This window comes from Micromonospora sp. NPDC049230 (genome assembly GCF_040647875.1).
GTDB lineage: Bacteria > Actinomycetota > Actinomycetes > Mycobacteriales > Micromonosporaceae > Micromonospora.
The window spans coordinates 248,474-265,119 of sequence record NZ_JBEZCZ010000006.1; the positions used below are offsets into that span (position 1 = coordinate 248,474).

The window sequence follows — 16,646 nt, forward strand, 5'->3', positions numbered from 1 at the left end:
TCCCGAGCCGGCACGGCGGCTCGGGCGCGCGGCCGTCGATCACACCGACGCCGACGCACCCACGGCCAGCATCGCGATGTCGTCGTGAGCCTCCCCGGCCAGCCAGTCGTCGACCGCCCGCAGCACCCGGTCGACAACCGCCGCCGGCGGCCGTCCGGCCGCCGAGGCGACAGCGGCGTGCAGCCGGGCCGCACCGAACGTCGCCAGCTCGCGCGGGCCGCGGGCCGCGATCACCCCATCGGTGTACGCGAGCAGCAGGTCGCCCGGATCGAGGTGCACCCGGGTCTCGGCGAATCGTGCGACGGTCAGCGCGCCGACCGGCATGCCGCCGACCGGGACCGGAGTGACAGTGCCGTCGGCGGTGACCAGCAGTGGCGCCGGGTGACCCCCGCCGGCGAGCCGGACATCCAGCCCGGCGGGCCCACTGTCGATCGAGCCGAGCAGCAGGGTGGTCAACTGGCTGCGCCGCGCCGCGTCCGGTGCGTCGAACAACGCCCCGTTGAGCAGGTGGATCAGCTCCAGTGGACGCCGCTCGACGAGCCGCAGCGTCCGCAACGACTGGCGGACCCGGCCGGTCAACACCGCCGCGCCCACCCCCTTGCCGCACACGTCGCCGAGCGCGAACAGGGCCCCACGGGGGTGGGGGAACACCTCGTAGAAGTCGCCGCCGATGCGCAGGCTGTCCCCGGCGGCGCGGTATCCGCCGGCCATTGTCACGCCGGGCACCGTGGGCAGCTCGGGTGGCAGCAGACTGGCCTGTAGCACCTGGGCCAGGTGGGCCTGCTCACCGTGGAGGTCGGCGGTGCCCAGTGCGGCGCCGGCCCGGGCGGCGAACTCGCGGGCCAGCTCGATCTCGCGCCTGTCGAAGCCGGCCCGCCCGGCGCGGCGGACGAGCAGCAGTGCGCCGGCCGACCCGTCGGCGCTCAACAGCGGGCTGACCAGCACGGTGCCCGGGTGGCCGAAACCGGGCGGCAGCAGGGAGGCCAGGTCGGTGGGCTCGGCGTCCAGCCAGCGCCCCGGCTCGGCGGGCTCGCCGGCCAGTGCCTCGGCGAGGCCGGGCACGCTGCTGGTCAGCGCCGCCCCGGCCAGCCCGGTGACCGGGGCTGCCTCGCCGTCGGCGTACCGGATCCACCGGCTGGGCGGCTCGGCGGTGGCGGCCGGTCGGCGCAGTGCCACGGCGACGTCGGCCAGGTAGGGCACCGCGAGGGTGACGGTGGCCAGGAGCACCTGGTCGCGGTGCACGGAGAGCCCGAGCCGGCTGCCGGCCCGGGCGAGGAACGCGGTGCGGGAACGCTCGGCGCGCAGGGCAACAGCCTGAGCGTGCTCCTCGGTGACGTCGCGGACATACCACGCGAACCGGGAGCCGGTGAGCTGCCGCCGGTTGCCACGCAGTCGCCGGCCGTGGTGTTCGGTGTCGAAGGCCGCGGAGTTGGCGGCGACCGCTCGGGCCAGGGCCACCACCGGGCAACCGGTTAGGTCGCTGCCGACGGTGATCTCCGGGAGCAGCGCCGCCGCCGTGGCGTTGGCCATGGTGACCCGACCGGTCTCGTCGGTCGTCAGCACGGCCTCGGTGAGCCCGTCGAGCAACTCGTGGGCCAATCTCGCGTCGGCCGGCTGCGCGGTGCCGCCGGGGTGCCGGATCGTGGTCACCGTCGGACGCCACCGCACGTCTGACGACCTGTGCGCATGCGCCTCCTCGCCTCCTCGCCGCGGATCGCTGCCTGCGGGGCAAGGCTACCGACCCCCTCGGACACGCACCCAGGGTGCGGGGCGGCGATCAGCCGGAGCGGGCCAGCCAGCCGGCGGGTTGGGCGACGATCCGGCGGGCCACCGAGCCGGCGGCACCCACCGCGGCGGCCTCCGCGCCGAGCCGTGACGGCCGGACCGTGACCGGCGACCAGGCGGCGGTGAGCACCCGACTGGCGATCTCGGCGAGCACCGGCGGGCACAACCAGGGTGCCAGCGCCGCGTACCCGCCACCGAGCACCACGGTGTCCAGGTCGAGCAGGTTGACGACACCGGCCACCGCGACACCGAGTGCCGTCCCGGCGTCGTGCAGCGCCCGCAACGCGTCCGGGTCACCGGCCTCGGCCAACTCGGCCAGCCGCGCTGTCGCGGTGTCCGCTGGGAGTTCCGCCCGGGCCAGCCCGGCGGCGGTCACGATCGCCTCCTGGCCGGCGTACTGCTCCAGGCAGCCCTGCCCGCCACAGCGGCACGGACGGCCTTCGGGGTGTACCGGGAGGTGCCCGATCTCGCCGCTCCAACCGCGTACGCCCCGGAACAGGGCGCCGTCCAGCACGATGCCGGCGCCGATGCCCACCTCTCCGGAGATGTGCAGGAAGCTGGACGGGCCGGGCGGCCGGGAGTGCAGCTCGCCGAGTGCGGCGAGGTTGGCCTCGTTGTCCACCACCAGCGCCGGGACGCCGGGCACCTGCTCGACAAGCGGAGGGTGCTCGGCGAGCAGCGCGGGCACCGGCACGTCGCGCCATCCGAGGTTCGGCGCGAGCCGGACCAGCCCGGTGTCGTCCACCAGGCCGGGCACCGCGAGTGCGGCCCCGACCAGGGTGAGGCCCTCGCGGGCGGCCTCGTCGCGGGCATCTCCGGCTATCTCGACCAGCTGGGCGAGGGCGTCCGCCGGTGCCACCGGGCGCAGGTCGGCCCGGTGCACGATGCGGTGCCGGACCTGTCCGGCGAGGTCCACCACGCAGACCGCCAGGTAGTCGACGTTGACCTCCAGGCCGAGCCCCGCCGGCCCCTGGTCGGCCAGGACCAGTCCGCGGGCCGGGCGGCCGGCGCCGGAGCGGGGCGCCGGGTCGGACTCGCTGACCAACCGGCCGGCGAGCAGGTCCTCGACCACCGCGGACACCGTTGCTCGGGTCAGGCCGGTCGCGGTCGCCAGATCGGCCCGGGACGGAGGTCGGTCGGCGGCGGCGATCCGGCCCAGGACCAGGGCGAGGTTGAGCTCGCGCAGACTGCCCTGTCGGACTGCGCCGGCCGGGGCGTGGGTGAGGCTCACCCCTTGACAGTGCCATAGGGTGAGCAAATAATTCAATCGCTGAACAAATAGCGGACAACACCACCCCGGAGGTCGCTCATGGCACCCCGTCCCACCCCCGCCGACAAGTTCTCCTTCGGGCTCTGGACCGTGGGCTGGCAAGCCCGCGACCCGTTCGGTGACGCCACCCGTCCCGAGCTCGACGCGGTCGAGGCGGTGCACCGGCTCGCCGAGCTTGGCGCGTACGGCATCACCTTCCACGACGACGACCTGATCCCGTTCGGCGTCGACGCCGCCACCCGTGACCAGCACATCGCCCGGTTCCGCAAGGCTCTCGACGAGACCGGCCTCGTGGTGCCCATGGTCACCACCAACCTCTTCACCCACCCGATCTTCAAGGACGGCGGCTTCACCAGCAACGACCGCGACGTCCGCCGCTTCGCGCTGCGCAAGGTGCTGCGCCAGGTCGACCTGGCCGCCGAGCTGGGCGCCAGCACGTTCGTGATGTGGGGCGGCCGCGAGGGCTCCGAGTACGACCTCGCCAAGGACGTCCGCGCCGCCCTGGACCGCTACCGCGAGGCGGTGAACCTGCTCACCCAGTACAGCATCGACAAGGGCTACAACCTGCGGTTCGCCCTGGAGCCCAAGCCCAACGAGCCGCGCGGCGACATCCTGCTGCCGACCATCGGGCACGCGCTCGGCTTCATCTCCCAGCTCGCCCACCCGGAGCTGGTCGGTCTCAACCCGGAGGTCGGCCACGAGCAGATGGCCGGGCTCAACTACGCCCACGGCATCGCCCAGGCGCTCTGGCAGGGCAAGCTGTTCCACCTGGACCTCAACGGCCAGCGCGGCATCAAGTACGACCAGGACCTGGTCTTCGGCCACGGCGACCTGATGAACGCCTTCGCCCTGGTGGACCTCCTGGAGAACGGCGGCCCGAACGGCGGCCCGGCCTACGACGGCCCCCGGCACTTCGACTACAAGCCCTCCCGCACCGAGGACATGGACGGTGTCTGGGCCTCGGCGGCGGCCAACATGAGCACCTACCTGCTGCTCAAGGAGCGGGCCGCCGCCTTCCGCGCCGACCCCGAGGTGGTCGAGGCGCTCGCCGCCAGCAAGGTCGGCGACCTGAACACGCCGACGCTCGGCGAGGGCGAGGGCTACGAGGAGTTCCTGGCCGACCGGTCCGCGTTCGAGGATGTCGACGTCGACGCGGTGGCCGAGCGGGGCTTCGCCTTCGTCCGGCTGAACCAGCTCGCCGTCGAGCACCTGCTCGGCGCCCGCTGAGGCCCCGCCATGCCGTTGGTCGCAGGCGTTGACTCGTCCACCCAGTCCTGCAAGGTGGTCATCCGGGACGCGGAGACCGGGGCGCTGCTTCGGCAGGGCCGCGCACCGCACCCGGACGGCACCGAGGTCGACCCGGAAGCCTGGTGGCAGGCGCTGCGTAGCGCCGTCGACCAGGCCGGCGGGTTGGCCGACGTGGCGGCGATCTCCGTCGCCGGCCAGCAGCACGGCATGGTGTGTCTCGACGAGGACGGCCGGGTGGTCCGCCCGGCACTGTTGTGGAACGACACCCGATCCGCCGACGCCGCCGCCGACCTCGTCGAGGAGGCCGGCGGCGGCGCGGCCGGGCGTCGGTTCTGGGCCGAGGCCACCGGCAGTGTCCCGGTGGCCAGCTTCACCATCACCAAGCTGCGGTGGCTGGCCACCCACGAGCCGGAGGCGGCGGCCCGGGTGGCCGCCGTCTGCCTGCCGCACGACTGGCTGACCTGGCGGCTCGCCGGCGCACCGGGGTTGGGGGCGCTGCGCACCGACCGTGGTGACGCCAGCGGCACCGGCTACTGGTCGCCGGCGACCGGCGACTACCGACCGGACCTGTTGGAACGGGGCTTCGGCCGGCAGTTGGTGCTGCCCGAGGTGCTCGGCCCGGCGGAGTCGGCCGGCAAGCTGGCCGACGAGTGGGGTGGCTCGGGCGGCGCGCTGCTCGGCGCGGGCACCGGCGACAACGCCGCCGCCGCGTTCGGCGTCGGTGCCGGCCCCGGTGACGTGGTCGTCTCGATCGGCACCTCCGGCACCGTCTTCAGCGTCGCCGACGTGCCGGCCGCCGACGAGAGCGGTGCCGTCGCAGGCTTCGCCGACGCGTCCGGTCGCTTCCTGCCGCTGGTCTGCACGCTCAACGCGGCCCGGGTGCTGGACGCCGCCGCCGCGATGCTCGGCGTCAGCCTGGACGAGCTGGCCGAGTTGGCGCTCTCCGCGCCAGCCGGCGCGGACGGGCTGGTCATGGTTCCGTACCTGGAGGGCGAGCGGACGCCGAACCGCCCGCTCGCCACCGGCGCGGTGCACGGGCTGACCCTGCGCACGTCGACCCCCGCGCACCTGGCGCGGGCCGCCGTGGAGGGCATGCTCTGCGCGCTCGCCGACGGCCTGGACGCGTTGACCGCGCAGGGGGCCACCGTCCGCCGGGTCATCCTGGTCGGCGGCGGGGCCCGGTCGGCCGCGGTGCGCCAGATCGCCCCGCAGGTCTTCGGCTGCCCGGTCGTCGTGCCGCCGGCCGGGGAGTACGTCGCCGACGGCGCCGCCCGGCAGGCCGCCTGGGTCGCCCTGGGCGGTCCGACGCCGCCGGTCTGGGCGGTCGAGGGCACCGAGGAGTACGCGGCCGAGCCCGTCCCCGCCGTCCGCGACCAGTACGCGGCGGCTCGCGGGTTGGTGCTCGACCGGCGCTGACCGGGTAGTTCGGCCAGCGGTCCTGGAGCGCCTGGGCGTCGGGATCGACGCGGGTGGGTGCCGGTGCAAATCGACAGGCACCCACCCGCGTGACGGCCCCCTCTGCGGAGTCTGGTTGGCTGCCGGTCATGACGGTGACCAGCGGCGGGCCCGGCCAGCGCCCGCACGGCCGCGGCGGTGGCCCGGCGCACCGGCTGTACAGCGTCGTGGTGTTCGTGCTGCTCGCCTCGCTGGACAACGTGGCGATCGGGCTGGTCCCGCCGCTGTACGGCCCGATCTCCGACGCGTTCGACGTGTCCGGGCGGCTGCTCGGTCTCGTCACCGCGATCAGCTTCCTGGTCAGCGCGGTGGCCGCTGTCGGCTGGGCGTACGTCGGTGACCGGACCAACCGCAAGCCGCTGCTGATGGTGGGCACGCTGCTCTGGGCGGCGGGCACCGGGGGCAGCGCCCTCGCCGGCGGCTACCTGACCTTCCTGGTCGCACAGCTGGTCGCGGCGGTCGGCCTCGGCGCGGTCGGCTCGGTGGGCTTCTCCGTGGTCACCGATCTGATCTCACCCACCCGGCGCGGGTTGGTGATGAGCTTCTGGGGCCTCTCCCAGGGGGTCGGCACCCTGGCGGGCACGCTCGTCGGTGGGCTGCTCGGGGCCACCGACTGGCGGCGTCCGTTCCTGATCCTGACCGGCGTCGGCCTGGTCGCCACGGTTGCCTACCTGTTCACGTACGACGTCCGGCGTGGCCAGAGCGAGCCGGAACTGGCCGACCGGCTGGACGCCGGCGCCGAGTACGACTATCGGATCAGCCGCGCCGACCTGCCGCGCATCCTGGCCCGACGGACCAACCGGTGGCTGATCCTGCAAGGGCTGACCGCGCAGGCCGCGTTCGGCTCGCTGGTGTGGCTGCCGGTGCTCTTCGCCGAACGGGCCGAGGCCCAGGGCTACTCGGCGTCCACAGCGGTGGTGGTGGGCAGCGTCTTCGCCACCCTGTTCCAGCTCGGCGGGGTGCTGTCCATCGTGGGCGGCCTGATCGGCGACGCTGTGCAACGGCGTACCCCTCGGGGTCGGGCGTTGGTCGCCGCGGTCGGCATCCTCGCCGCGCTGCCGTTCTACCTGGTGTTGTTCTTCGTTCCGGTGACCATCGACGTGCCGGACGGCGCCAGCGGCGGCGCGGTGGTGGGCGCGGTGCTGGCCAGCGTGTTCACCGAGCCGTCGGTGGGCCTGAGTCTGCTCACCGCGGTCGTGGCGCTCGCCCTGACCTCGGCCAACTCGCCGAACTGGTTCGCCCTGATCGCCGACGTGAACCCGCCGGAGCACCGCGGCACCGTCTACAGCCTGGGCAACCTGGTCAACGGGGTCGGTCGCGCGGCCGGCAACGGGTTGGTGGGGGTGGCGTTCCAGGGGTTGCGGGCGGCCTTCCCGCCACCGCTGAACTTCGCGGTCGGGCTTGCCGCGTTCCAGCTCTTCTTCATCCCGACCGGCGTCATGTACTGGCTAGCCTCCCGCACCTCACCGGAAGACATCGACAGCGTGCACGACCTGCTACACACCCGAGCCACCCGCCTCTGACCCCACCCCACCCCCCACCCCACCCCACCCCACCCCACCCCACCCCCACCCCACCCCACCCCCCCCCCACCCCACCCCACCCCACCCCCACCCCACCCCACCCCACCCCACCCCCACCCCACCCCACCCCACCCCGTCGATCATGGAGTTGTGGTGGGTGACAAATGACCCGAGGAGAGACAGATCGGGCACCACAAGTCCATGATCGACCGGGCCGAACCACCCCCGGTCTCGCGATCTTGCGCTTGCTGACCCGACATAAGCGGCATCGAGTCCATACCGGCGACCGGAACTGCAAGATCGGCGCGGCGGGACTCTCGGTGTGGTTTTCAGTGCGGCATGGGGGCGGTGGCGCGGCTCGGTGGGGGTGAATCGTCTACGACATCAGTTCCGCAGCCGGGCGGTCCGCCCCGACCGGCCCGTCCGCGAGCACCGCTCGGCGGGACGGGCCGGTCGGCACGAGATCAGCCGCGCAGCCAGACGGTGACGTCGGTGGGGACCGCGTTGTCGTCGGTCAGGGGTGCGCTGGCGGCGAGCACCTCGGCACCGGCCGGCACGGGCACCGGGGCGGCACCGAAGTTGGTCAGCACTGTCAGCTCACCGTTGCGGAAGCGCAGCGCCTCGTCGCCGGAGGACAACCACTCCAGGGTGCCGCGACCCAGCCCGTGCGCACGGCGCAACCGCAGCGCGGCGCGGTACAGCTCGTACGTCGAGCCGGGCACGTCGCGTTGGCGGTCCAGCGCGTACTCCGCCCAGAGCGCGGGTTGCGGCAGCCAGCTCGCGTCGGTGGGCCCGAAGCCGTACGACGGGGCGTCGGCCTCCCACGGGATCGGCACCCGGCAGCCGTCCCGGCCGCGCTGGGTGTGCCCGCTGCGCGCCCAGGTCGGGTCCTGCCGGGCCTCGTCGGGCAGGGTGGTGTGCTCGGGCAGCCCCAACTCCTCGCCCTGGTAGAGGTACGCCGAGCCGGGCAGGGCGAGCATCAGCAGGGTGGCCGCCCGGGCCCGGCGCAGGCCGAGCGCCGCATCCGGCTGCGGGTCGCCGATGCCGATGCCGTTGGGCCGGCCGCCGCCGGTCGCCAGACCGAGCCGGGAGGCGTGCCGCACCACGTCGTGGTTGGACAGCACCCAGGTGGTCGGCGCGCCAACCGAGTCGGTCGCCTCCAGCGAACGGGTGATCACCGCGTACTGGGCCGGCGCGGTCCACGCCGCGAGCAGGTACTCGAAGTTGAACGCCTGGTGCATCTCGTCCGGGCGGACGTAGCGGGCCAGCCGCTCGGCCGGCTCCACCCAGGCCTCGGCGACCAGCACCCGCTCGCCGGGGTAGCTGTCCAGAACCTGCCGCCACTGCCGGTAGATCTCGTGTACGCCCTCCTGGTCCCACATCGGCGGGCGCGGCTTGTCGATCTCGTTGCCGGAGAGGATCTCCTGTGGCTCCTGCCAGTCGGCCAGGTCGGCCTGCTTGATCAGGCCGTGTGCCACGTCCACCCGGAAGCCGTCCACCCCGCGGTCCAGCCAGAACCGCAGCACGTCCAGGAACTCCGCGTGCACCTCCGGGTTCTCCCAGTTGAGGTCCGGCTGCCCGGTGTCGAACAGGTGCAGGTACCACTGGCCGGGTTGCCCGTCGGAGCCCACCGTCCGGGTCCAGGCCGGACCGCCGAAGACGCTCTGCCAGTCGTTCGGCGGCTGGTCGCCGGCGGGCCCGAGGCCGTCCCGGAAGATGTACCGCGACCGTTCCGGGCTGCCGGGCGCGGCGGTCAGCGCGGCCTGGAACCAGCGGTGCGCGGACGAGGTGTGGTTGGGGACCAGGTCGACGATCACCCGCAGGTTGCGGGAGCGGGCCTCGGCGATCAGCTTGTCCGCGTCGGCGAGGGTGCCGAACAGCGGGTCGATGTCGCGGTAGTCGGCCACGTCGTAGCCGGCGTCGGCCTGCGGCGACGGGTAGAACGGGGACAGCCACACCGCGTCCACGCCCAGCTCGACCAGGTGGTCGAGGCGGGCGGTGATGCCGGGCAGGTCACCGATCCCGTCGCCGTCCGAGTCGGCGAACGAACGGGGGTAGATCTGGTAGATGGTCGCCTCGGTCCACCAGCCGGTGACTGGGTGACCGGAGGGGTTCTGCTGGGTCGGATCGGTGTTCAGGGTCTTCTCCCGTGTCGCGCGGTGGGTGGATGTCAGTGTGCCCGGGGTGGTGCCGTCGAGTCCCGGACGACCAACCGAGTGGGCAGGATCACCGGTGTGTCGCCGACGGCGTCGCGCTGACCCACGACGGGGCCCGGTGGGCGTGCCCCGAGCGGGTCGAGCAGCATCCGGGCGGCGAGCCGGCCCTGCTCGGCGGCGGGCTGGGCGATGGTGCTGAGCCCCAGCACGCCGGCCAGGTCGTGATTGTCGATGCCGATCACGCTGACGTCGTGGGGCACCCGCAGCCCGGCGTCGCGTACCGCGGTCATCGCCCCCATCGCCATCTCGTCGCAGGCGGCGACGATCGCGGTCGGCGGGTCGCCGCGGACCAGCAACTCGGCGGCGGCCCGGATGCCGCCGTCGATGGTGAAGCTGGACTCGACATCCAGGCTCGGGTCGGGCCGCAGGCCGGCGGCGCGCAGCTCCGCCTGGTAGCCGCGGCGTCGGTCCAGGTGGGTGGTGAAGGCCAACTCGTCGTCCGGGTCGCCGGAGATGTGCGCGATCCGGTGATGGCCGAGGTCGATCAGGTGCCGGGTGGCGGCCCGCGCGGCCGCGACGTCGTCGATCCGTACGCAGGGCCAGTTGGGCACCCTGCTGCCCGAGCTGATCGTCACTCCGGGCAGGTCCAGGGTGGCAAGGGCGGTCAGGTCGGCGGGTCGCAGTGGTGTGGCGACCAACATGATGGCGTCCACCCGCTTGTGCAGGTTGGCAGTGCGCAGGACCCGCTGGCGGACCTGCTCCCGGCCGCCCAGGTTGTAGAGCAGCAGGTCGTAGCCGGACTGGTGCAGGTGCTCCTCGACCGCCTCGACGACGGTGCTGAAGAACCAGCGGGTGATCCTCGGGACCACCACCGCGACAGTGCCGGTCCGGCCTCCGGCGAGCCGGGACGCACTCGGCGAGACCGCGTAGTCGAGTTGCTCGGCGGCGGCGAGAACCCGGCCCCGGGTGGCGGCGGAAACCGTCGGGAGCCCGCGCAGGGCCCGCGAGACGGTGGCCGTGGACACACCGGCCAGCCGGGCGACATCATCGATCTTCGTCACGGTTCCCCCGCTCGGTGCCAGAACGCCCGCCGCCGCCCGAGGGGCCGGGCGACGGCGGGCAAGCGGGTCAGCCCTTGACGCTCCCGGCGAGCAGACCTCGCACGAAGAAGCGTTGCAGGGACAGGAAGACAATCAGCGGTACGACGATGGAGACGAACGCTCCGGCGGTGAGTCGCTGCCACTCGTTGCCCCGGGTGCCGGCCATCTCGGCGAGCCGGACGGTGAGCGGGGCGGTCTCGTTGCCGCCGCCGGCGAAGATCAGCGCGACCAGCAGGTCGTTCCAGACCCAGAGGAACTGGAAGATGCCGAACGCCGCCAGCGCCGGGGTGATCAGCGGCAACACGATGGTGCGGAAGATCTTCGGGTGGGTGGCCCCGTCGACCCGGGCCGCCTCCATCAGGTCTCCGGGCAGCTGCGAGATGAAGTTGTGCAGCAGGAAGACGGCGAACGGAAGCGCGAAGCAGGTGTGGGCGAACCACACCTGGGCGAACTTCTGCTCGTCGACCAGGTCCCAGGCCGGCATCAGGGTGACGCCGCCGAGGGTGACGCCGGTGGAGAAGAACTTCAGCAGCGGCACCAGGGCCATCTGCAACGGCACGATCTGCAACGCGAAGATCGCGATGTAGACCCAGTCCCGGCCGCGGAAGTTGATCCAGGCCAGCGCGTACGCGGCCAGGCACGCGAAGGCGAGCGGGAAGAGCACCGACGGGATGGTGATCGCCAGGGAGTTGATGAAGGAGCCGGCGAGCTGCCCGGAGGACGCCGACCGCCCGAAGAGGACCTGCTGGTAGTTCTCGAAGGTGAACTGCGGGTTGGTGAACGCGGTCCACCAGCCGGTGGTCTTGATCTCGTCCTCCGGTCGGAGGGAGGAGACGAGCAGACCGAAGGTCGGGATGGTCCAGACCACCGCGATGACGATCGAGACGAGCGTCGCGGTGCGGCTGTTCAACCGCTTGCGGACCCGTCCGGCCGTGGTGGTCGGGGTGCCGTCGGTCTTCTGGGTGCCGGCGGCGACGGTGGGCGTTGCGGTGGTCATCTCAGCCCTCCCGCTGCTGACGGAGGTTGCGGATCTGGTAGATCACGACCGGGATGACCAGGATGAAGAGGAAGACGGCGAGCGCCGAGCCCTGCCCGTTCTGGCCGTACCGGAACGCCTGGTTGTACATCTCGCTGGCGATCACGCTGGTGTCGTAGTTGCCGTTGGTCGAGGTCCGGACGATGTCGAAGACCTTGAGCGTGGCAATCGTGAGCGTCACCGCCACGACGATCAGCGCCGGCCGGATGCTCGGCATGGTGATCTGCCAGAACATCTGCCACGGGCTCACGCCGTCCAGGCGGGCGGCCTCCACGATGTCGTCGGGGATGGCCTTGATCGCGGCGGAGAGCACCACCATGGCGAAACCGGCCTGGATCCAGACCATGATGACGATCAGCAGCACAGTGTTCAGCGGCGATTCGAGGAGCCACTGCTTCGGCTCACCGCCGAGGCTGACCACTATCTGGTTGAGCAGACCGATCTGGTCGCCCTCACCCCGGTAGGCGTAGACGAACTTCCAGATGATGCTGGCGCCGACGAAGGAGATGGCCATCGGTAGGAAGATCAGTGACTTGGCCACCGCCTCGAACCGGGCCTTGTCCACGAGTACGGCGTAGATCAGGCCGAATCCGGTCGCCACCAACGGGACGAGAAGCACCCAGACCAGGGTGTTGATCAGGACCCGGACGATCGAGTCGTCGGAGAACATCCAGCCGTAGTTGCGCAGGCCCACCCAGTTGGTGCTGCTTCCGTCCATCAGGGAGAGCAGCGTGGTGCGGATGGCCGGCACGACCAGGCCGATGACGAGCAGCAGCAGCGTCGGCAGCAGGAAGAAGAACGCGAAGAGCCCCTCCCGCTGCTTGCGTCGGCGGGGCAGCGGGCCCCCGCCAACGGAGGCGGCGACGAGCTGAGCCTCCCGCCGACGGGCGAACCAGGCCGGCACCACGTCGAGCAACAGGAGCAGACCACCCACGACCACCACGAAGGCGACCAGCCCGTACATCAGCATGAGGAACTTCGGCTGCTGATCGGCGAAGTCGAACTTCATCAACCCTCCCTTCCGGGTCCACCTCGGTCGGCGGCCCGGCCCGCGAGCGCGGACCGGGCCACCACCGGGATCACTTAGGCCAGCTGCTCTCGATGCCCTGGAGCACCGGGGCGGTCGGCTTGCCGTTCAACCACTCGACCATGCCCTTCCAGAACGTTCCCGCGCCGACGGCTGCCGGCATCAGGTCGGATCCGTCGAAACGGAAGGTGCCCGACTTGTCCTGGAGAAGCTGGACGGAGAGCTTGTCGATCGGGCTGGCCACGTTGGCGATGTCCAGCTTGTTGTTCGCCGTGACCCAGTTGCCGAGCTTCGCGCGGCTGTTCACGTACTCGGCCGAAGCCAGGTAGGTCTGCACCGCCTGGACCTCGGGACGGTCGGCGTAGCCGACGACGAACTCGCCAGCGCCCAGCACCGGCTTGCCCTTGGCCGGGTCGATGGTCGGGAAGTAGAAGGCGAACGCGTCGCCGTCCTCGGCCACCTTGGTGCCCTCGGGGAACTGGTTGGCGTAGAACGACGCCTGTCGGTGCATCGCGCACTTGCCGGTGGTCACCGGCAGACCCGCCTCCTGGAAAGCGGTGGTGGTGATGCTCTTGACGCCGCCGAAGCCGCCGTTGACGTACTTGTCGTTCTTGAGGATGCTGCCGGCGCGGTCGACCGCGTCGACGACCTTCGGGTCGTTGAACGGGATGGCGTGGGTGGTCCACTGGTCGTAGGCCTCGGGGCCTGCCGTCCGCAGGAGGACGTCCTCGATCCAGTCGGTGGCCGGCCAGCCGGTGGCGTCACCGGACTCGACGCCCGCGCACCACGGCTTCATGCCGCTGGCGGCGATCTTGTCGCTCAGGGCGATGAGCTGATCCCAGGTGGTCGGGACCTCCCAGCCCTTCTCCTTGAACGTCTTCGGCGAGTACCAGACGAAGGACTTCACGTTGGCGCCGAGCGGCACCCCGTAGAGCGTCCCGTTCACGGTGCCGTACTTCAGCCAGTCGGCCGGCATGTTCTGCTCGGCGAGGGCCTTGGTGTCGGCGCTCAGGTTCTTCAGCTTGCCGGCGTCCGCGAAGCGCTTCACGAGGCCCGGCTGGGGCACGAAGGCGATGTCGGGGGCGTTGCCGCCGTCGACCCGGACGGGGAGCTGCGCCTCGAACTCGCCGCTGCCCTCGTAGTCGATCTCGATGCCGGTGCACTCGGTGAACTGCGACCACGAGCGCTCCAGCAGGTCGGCCTCGGCGTCACGGATGGACGCGTAGATCGAGACCTTCTTGCCGTCGTGGCCCTCGTACTTGTCGTACGCGGCGCACTCGGCGGAGCCCGCGTTGTTGCTCTTCTTGTCGTCGCCGGTACCGCAGGCGGTGGCGCTGAGCGCCAGCCCCAGTACGCCGGCGATCACGAAGGCCTGGCGTGGTCTGGTAAAGACCGCCATGCCGTCCTCCTTCCTAGCCGGCGCGGTGCTGGTCACCCGTCGCCGGTCCGATTGGGCGTGCACACATGTAAGCGCTTGCATCCGGCCCGGTCCACCCCCAGTCAGACACGAGCGAGTAACAATCCGGAAACCTGCGGGCTGCCTGGTGGGCGCGCTTGCGGGACATGCTGGGGGCTCTTTCGAAGATTGACGATATCTGTCAGGCTGGGCACTTCGGATCGAAGGTTTTCGACATAGGAGGAGCTGCATGCGCAAGCGGTGGATGAGCCTGCTGGCGACGGGTCTGCTCGTCGGGGGAGCACTGGTGCCGGCGAGCCCGGCGCTGGCCGCGCCGACCTTCAAGGTGCCCTTCCCGTGCGGCCAGTCCTGGTCCGGGCAGACCAGGTCGGACCACAGCCCGGCGTACGCCGTCGACTTCAACCGCACCGACGACAACGGCGACCCGGTGGTGGCCAGCGCCCCCGGCACCGTCGACCGGGTCACCGACCTCGGCGGCACCAGCTATGGCAAATACGTCCGGATCAACCACGGCGGCGGTTACAGCACCTATTACGCCCACCTCAGCGGCTTCAACGTCTCGGTCGGGCAGACTGTCGCCTACGGCAAGGTCCTCGGCTGGGTCGGCAGCACCGGTGGCTCGACCGGCCCGCACCTGCACTACGAGCAGCGCCTCAACGGCAGCGACATCCAGGTCCGCTTCAACGGGACCCTCGGCCTCTACTGGGGCAGCAAGACCTACACCAGCGACAACGGGTGCTCCTCGGGCAGCGGCAACGGCACTGTCGACACCAGCGGCACCGCGTTGACCGTCCGCTCCGGCCCCGGCACCGGGTACGCCTCGGTGGGCACCGTCGCCGACGGCACCCGCGTGACCATCGCCTGCCAGACCAGTGGCACCACGGTCACCGGCACGTACGGCACCAGCTCGATCTGGGACCGCATCGGCTCGGGTAGGTACATCGCCGACGCGTACGTCTACACCGGCTCCGACGGGTACATCCCGGGCGTGCCCCGCTGTTGACCCGGAAACGGCCACGGTCCCCGGCGGGAGCCGCCGGGGACCGGTGGGGTCAGTTGTTGAGCTGCCAGATCGACAGGTTCAACGCGGCGGCGAAGGTGACCCAGGCCCAGTAGGGCAGCAGCAGCGCCGCCGCCACCCGGGACACCCGGGCGAAAAGCACAACGGTGAGCCCGATCGCCAGCCACATCACCACGATCTCGGCGAACGCCAGCCCGTACTGCCCCGCGCCGAAGAACAGCGGGGTCCAGATCGCGTTGAGCACCAACTGGGCGGTCCACGCCCAGAGGGCGGGAGAGAAACCGACCCGGCGCCACACCAGCCAGCCGGCCACGGCGATCAGCGCGTAGAGCAGCGACCAGACCGGGCCGAACAGCCACGAGGGCGGCGCCCAGTCGGGCTGGCGCAGGCTCGCGTACTCGTCGGTGGTGCCCCGCACCCCCAGCCCGCCGATCGCGGCCGCGACGAAGACGGCCGCGACGAAGCCGACGAGGGCCCACCACCGTCGCCGTCCGGAGGTCCTCGTGGCGTTCCGGGTTATCTCCATGGTCGAGATAATTTCCACCCGGTGTCAGCTCAAACCGCCGACGACGCACGTAGCACCCGCCGACAAAAAAGCGCCGGGATCGCCCCGGCCGGTGCTCCTGTCGGGAGGACGGAACTCCGGTCGCGGCGACCCCGGCGGGTCCCGGTTTTATGACGTACGAGCGCTAATTGAAGATGCTGACACCACCCGGGCCGACCAACAGCCCGACAACGATGAGGACGATGCCCCACAGGATCTGCCGGCGGAACAGCGCGAGGATGCCGGCGACCACGAGTACGACTGCGAGAATCCAAAGAATCAGCTCCATGACCTCTGAATACCCGACGGTCCGAGCGGGGAAACCTGGTCGGTATCAAGTTGATCGCCAACGTGGAAGACGCTGTACGCCTGCTTGATCACCGGGTGCGCGACGTTGCGGACGCGTACCCCGCCGGGGGTCGTGCCGCGCTCGCTGCCGGCGTGGGCGTGCCCGTGCAGCGCCAGCGCCGTGGGTGCCGAGTCGATCGCCTGCCCCAACTGGTACGACCCGAGGAACGGGTAGATCTCCAGCGGTTCGCCGACAAGCGTGTCCGGCACCGGGGCGTAGTGGGTGAGAGCGACGAGCATGTCGCAGTCCAGTGAGCGCAGCGCGGCACCGAGGCGGTCGGCGCTGTCGGTGGTGGTCCGCACGAAGGACTTCATCTCCGGCTCGCCGAAGTCACTCGCGCAGCGTCCGGCGAATCCGCCGCCGAAGCCCTTGACGCCGGCGATGCCGAGCCGGCCGCCCGCACAGTCCAGCACCACGCCGTTGCCCTCCAGCACGGTGATGCCCGCGTCCTCCAGCACCTTGACCACCTGTGGCACCTGGTCACACTGGTGGTCGTGGTTGCCCAGCACTGTCACCACCGGCACGGCCAACCCGCCGAACTCCTCCGCCACGCAGCGCGCCTCGGCCTCGGTGCCGTGCCGGGTCAGGTCCCCGGCCAGCAGCAGCACGTCGGCGCACTCCGGCAGCTCTTCCAACGCCGGCCGGAACCGTCCGACCACGTCCTCGTCCAGATGCACGTCACCCACCGCGGCGATCCGGATCACCATGGAACCTC

Annotated in this window: 14 protein-coding genes; 4 read left to right on the forward strand and 10 right to left on the reverse strand. The window is 71.6% G+C overall.

Translation table 11 applies throughout. From position 1 onward, the window contains the following. Positions 1 to 39: 39 nt before the first annotated feature. Together AB0A95_RS08285 and AB0A95_RS08290 are read right to left on the reverse strand one after the other, a co-directional pair. Positions 40 to 1,650 (reverse strand): GAF domain-containing SpoIIE family protein phosphatase, encoded by a 1,611-nt coding sequence (locus tag AB0A95_RS08285; protein WP_357554924.1) that lies wholly within the window; start codon positions 1,648 to 1,650, stop codon positions 40 to 42. 127 nt (positions 1,651 to 1,777) lie between these two features. Continuing rightward, positions 1,778 to 3,016 carry an ROK family transcriptional regulator gene (locus AB0A95_RS08290; protein WP_357554925.1) on the reverse strand — a complete coding sequence of 413 codons (1,239 nt, stop codon included), beginning with the start codon at positions 3,014 to 3,016 and terminating at the stop codon, positions 1,778 to 1,780. Positions 3,017 to 3,094: 78 nt separating this feature from the next. Here AB0A95_RS08290 and xylA point away from each other — a divergent pair, with 78 nt between their 5' ends. From xylA to AB0A95_RS08305, 3 genes are all read left to right on the forward strand, one after another. Beyond that, positions 3,095 to 4,282, forward strand: coding sequence for a xylose isomerase (gene xylA / locus AB0A95_RS08295; RefSeq protein WP_357554926.1), 1,188 nt, complete (start codon positions 3,095 to 3,097; stop codon positions 4,280 to 4,282). Between the two features lie 9 nt (positions 4,283 to 4,291). Continuing rightward, positions 4,292 to 5,719: a xylulokinase gene (gene xylB / locus AB0A95_RS08300; protein WP_357554927.1), complete on the forward strand. Its 1,428-nt coding sequence runs from the start codon at positions 4,292 to 4,294 to the stop codon at positions 5,717 to 5,719. 128 nt (positions 5,720 to 5,847) lie between these two features. Further along, on the forward strand, positions 5,848 to 7,281 hold the full coding sequence (locus tag AB0A95_RS08305; protein WP_357554928.1) for an MFS transporter: 1,434 nt from the start codon (positions 5,848 to 5,850) through the stop codon (positions 7,279 to 7,281). A gap of 464 nt (positions 7,282 to 7,745) precedes the next feature. Here the strand turns inward: AB0A95_RS08305 and AB0A95_RS08310 are convergent, their stop codons facing one another. From AB0A95_RS08310 to AB0A95_RS08330, 5 genes are all read right to left on the reverse strand, one after another. Next, complete coding sequence (locus AB0A95_RS08310) at positions 7,746 to 9,419, reverse strand: glycoside hydrolase family 13 protein (RefSeq protein ID WP_357554964.1); 1,674 nt, start codon at positions 9,417 to 9,419, stop codon at positions 7,746 to 7,748. Between the two features lie 32 nt (positions 9,420 to 9,451). Further along, positions 9,452 to 10,498: a LacI family DNA-binding transcriptional regulator gene (locus AB0A95_RS08315; RefSeq protein WP_357554929.1), complete on the reverse strand. Its 1,047-nt coding sequence runs from the start codon at positions 10,496 to 10,498 to the stop codon at positions 9,452 to 9,454. A 67-nt stretch (positions 10,499 to 10,565) separates the two neighbouring features. Beyond that, positions 10,566 to 11,534: a carbohydrate ABC transporter permease gene (locus AB0A95_RS08320; RefSeq protein ID WP_357554930.1), complete on the reverse strand. Its 969-nt coding sequence runs from the start codon at positions 11,532 to 11,534 to the stop codon at positions 10,566 to 10,568. Between the two features lies 1 nt (position 11,535). Further along, a complete protein-coding gene (locus tag AB0A95_RS08325) occupies positions 11,536 to 12,582 on the reverse strand; it encodes a sugar ABC transporter permease (RefSeq protein WP_357554931.1) in 1,047 nt (348 codons plus the stop codon). Positions 12,583 to 12,652: 70 nt separating this feature from the next. Next, entirely contained in the window at positions 12,653 to 13,999 is a 1,347-nt protein-coding gene (locus tag AB0A95_RS08330) for an ABC transporter substrate-binding protein (protein ID WP_357554932.1), read from the reverse strand. 247 nt (positions 14,000 to 14,246) lie between these two features. Between AB0A95_RS08330 and AB0A95_RS08335 the strand changes: the two genes are divergently transcribed. Continuing rightward, the gene (locus AB0A95_RS08335; protein ID WP_357554933.1) at positions 14,247 to 15,020 is read left to right on the forward strand and encodes a peptidoglycan DD-metalloendopeptidase family protein; all 774 of its coding nucleotides are present in this window, start codon (positions 14,247 to 14,249) and stop codon (positions 15,018 to 15,020) included. A 49-nt stretch (positions 15,021 to 15,069) separates the two neighbouring features. On the opposite strand, the gene AB0A95_RS08340 is transcribed toward AB0A95_RS08335, so the two are convergent. The 3 genes from AB0A95_RS08340 to AB0A95_RS08350 all read right to left on the reverse strand — a co-directional run bounded on the left by AB0A95_RS08340 (position 15,070) and on the right by AB0A95_RS08350 (position 16,638). Further along, positions 15,070 to 15,564 carry a TspO/MBR family protein gene (locus AB0A95_RS08340; RefSeq protein WP_357554934.1) on the reverse strand — a complete coding sequence of 165 codons (495 nt, stop codon included), beginning with the start codon at positions 15,562 to 15,564 and terminating at the stop codon, positions 15,070 to 15,072. Positions 15,565 to 15,727: 163 nt separating this feature from the next. Further along, the gene (locus AB0A95_RS08345; protein ID WP_007464364.1) at positions 15,728 to 15,871 is read right to left on the reverse strand and encodes a GPGG-motif small membrane protein; all 144 of its coding nucleotides are present in this window, start codon (positions 15,869 to 15,871) and stop codon (positions 15,728 to 15,730) included. Further along, the gene (locus AB0A95_RS08350; RefSeq protein ID WP_357554935.1) at positions 15,862 to 16,638 is read right to left on the reverse strand and encodes a metallophosphoesterase; all 777 of its coding nucleotides are present in this window, start codon (positions 16,636 to 16,638) and stop codon (positions 15,862 to 15,864) included. Before AB0A95_RS08350 ends, AB0A95_RS08345 begins: the two co-directional genes overlap by 10 nt. Between the last annotated feature and the right edge of the window lie 8 nt (positions 16,639 to 16,646).

What these genes read in the sequence shown, in the direction of transcription:
- xylA (WP_357554926.1), top strand. Translation starts at nt 3,095, where the DNA reads ATGGCACCCCGTCCCACCCCCGCCGACAAGTTCTCCTTCGGGCTCTGG.
- xylB (WP_357554927.1), top strand. Translation starts at nt 4,292, where the DNA reads ATGCCGTTGGTCGCAGGCGTTGACTCGTCCACCCAGTCCTGCAAGGTG.
- AB0A95_RS08305 (WP_357554928.1), top strand. Translation starts at nt 5,848, where the DNA reads ATGACGGTGACCAGCGGCGGGCCCGGCCAGCGCCCGCACGGCCGCGGC.
- AB0A95_RS08320 (WP_357554930.1), bottom strand. Translation starts at nt 11,534, where the DNA reads ATGACCACCGCAACGCCCACCGTCGCCGCCGGCACCCAGAAGACCGAC.
- AB0A95_RS08325 (WP_357554931.1), bottom strand. Translation starts at nt 12,582, where the DNA reads ATGAAGTTCGACTTCGCCGATCAGCAGCCGAAGTTCCTCATGCTGATG.
- AB0A95_RS08330 (WP_357554932.1), bottom strand. Translation starts at nt 13,999, where the DNA reads ATGGCGGTCTTTACCAGACCACGCCAGGCCTTCGTGATCGCCGGCGTA.
- AB0A95_RS08335 (WP_357554933.1), top strand. Translation starts at nt 14,247, where the DNA reads ATGCGCAAGCGGTGGATGAGCCTGCTGGCGACGGGTCTGCTCGTCGGG.
- AB0A95_RS08340 (WP_357554934.1), bottom strand. Translation starts at nt 15,564, where the DNA reads ATGGAGATAACCCGGAACGCCACGAGGACCTCCGGACGGCGACGGTGG.
- AB0A95_RS08345 (WP_007464364.1), bottom strand. Translation starts at nt 15,871, where the DNA reads ATGGAGCTGATTCTTTGGATTCTCGCAGTCGTACTCGTGGTCGCCGGC.
- AB0A95_RS08350 (WP_357554935.1), bottom strand. Translation starts at nt 16,638, where the DNA reads ATGGTGATCCGGATCGCCGCGGTGGGTGACGTGCATCTGGACGAGGAC.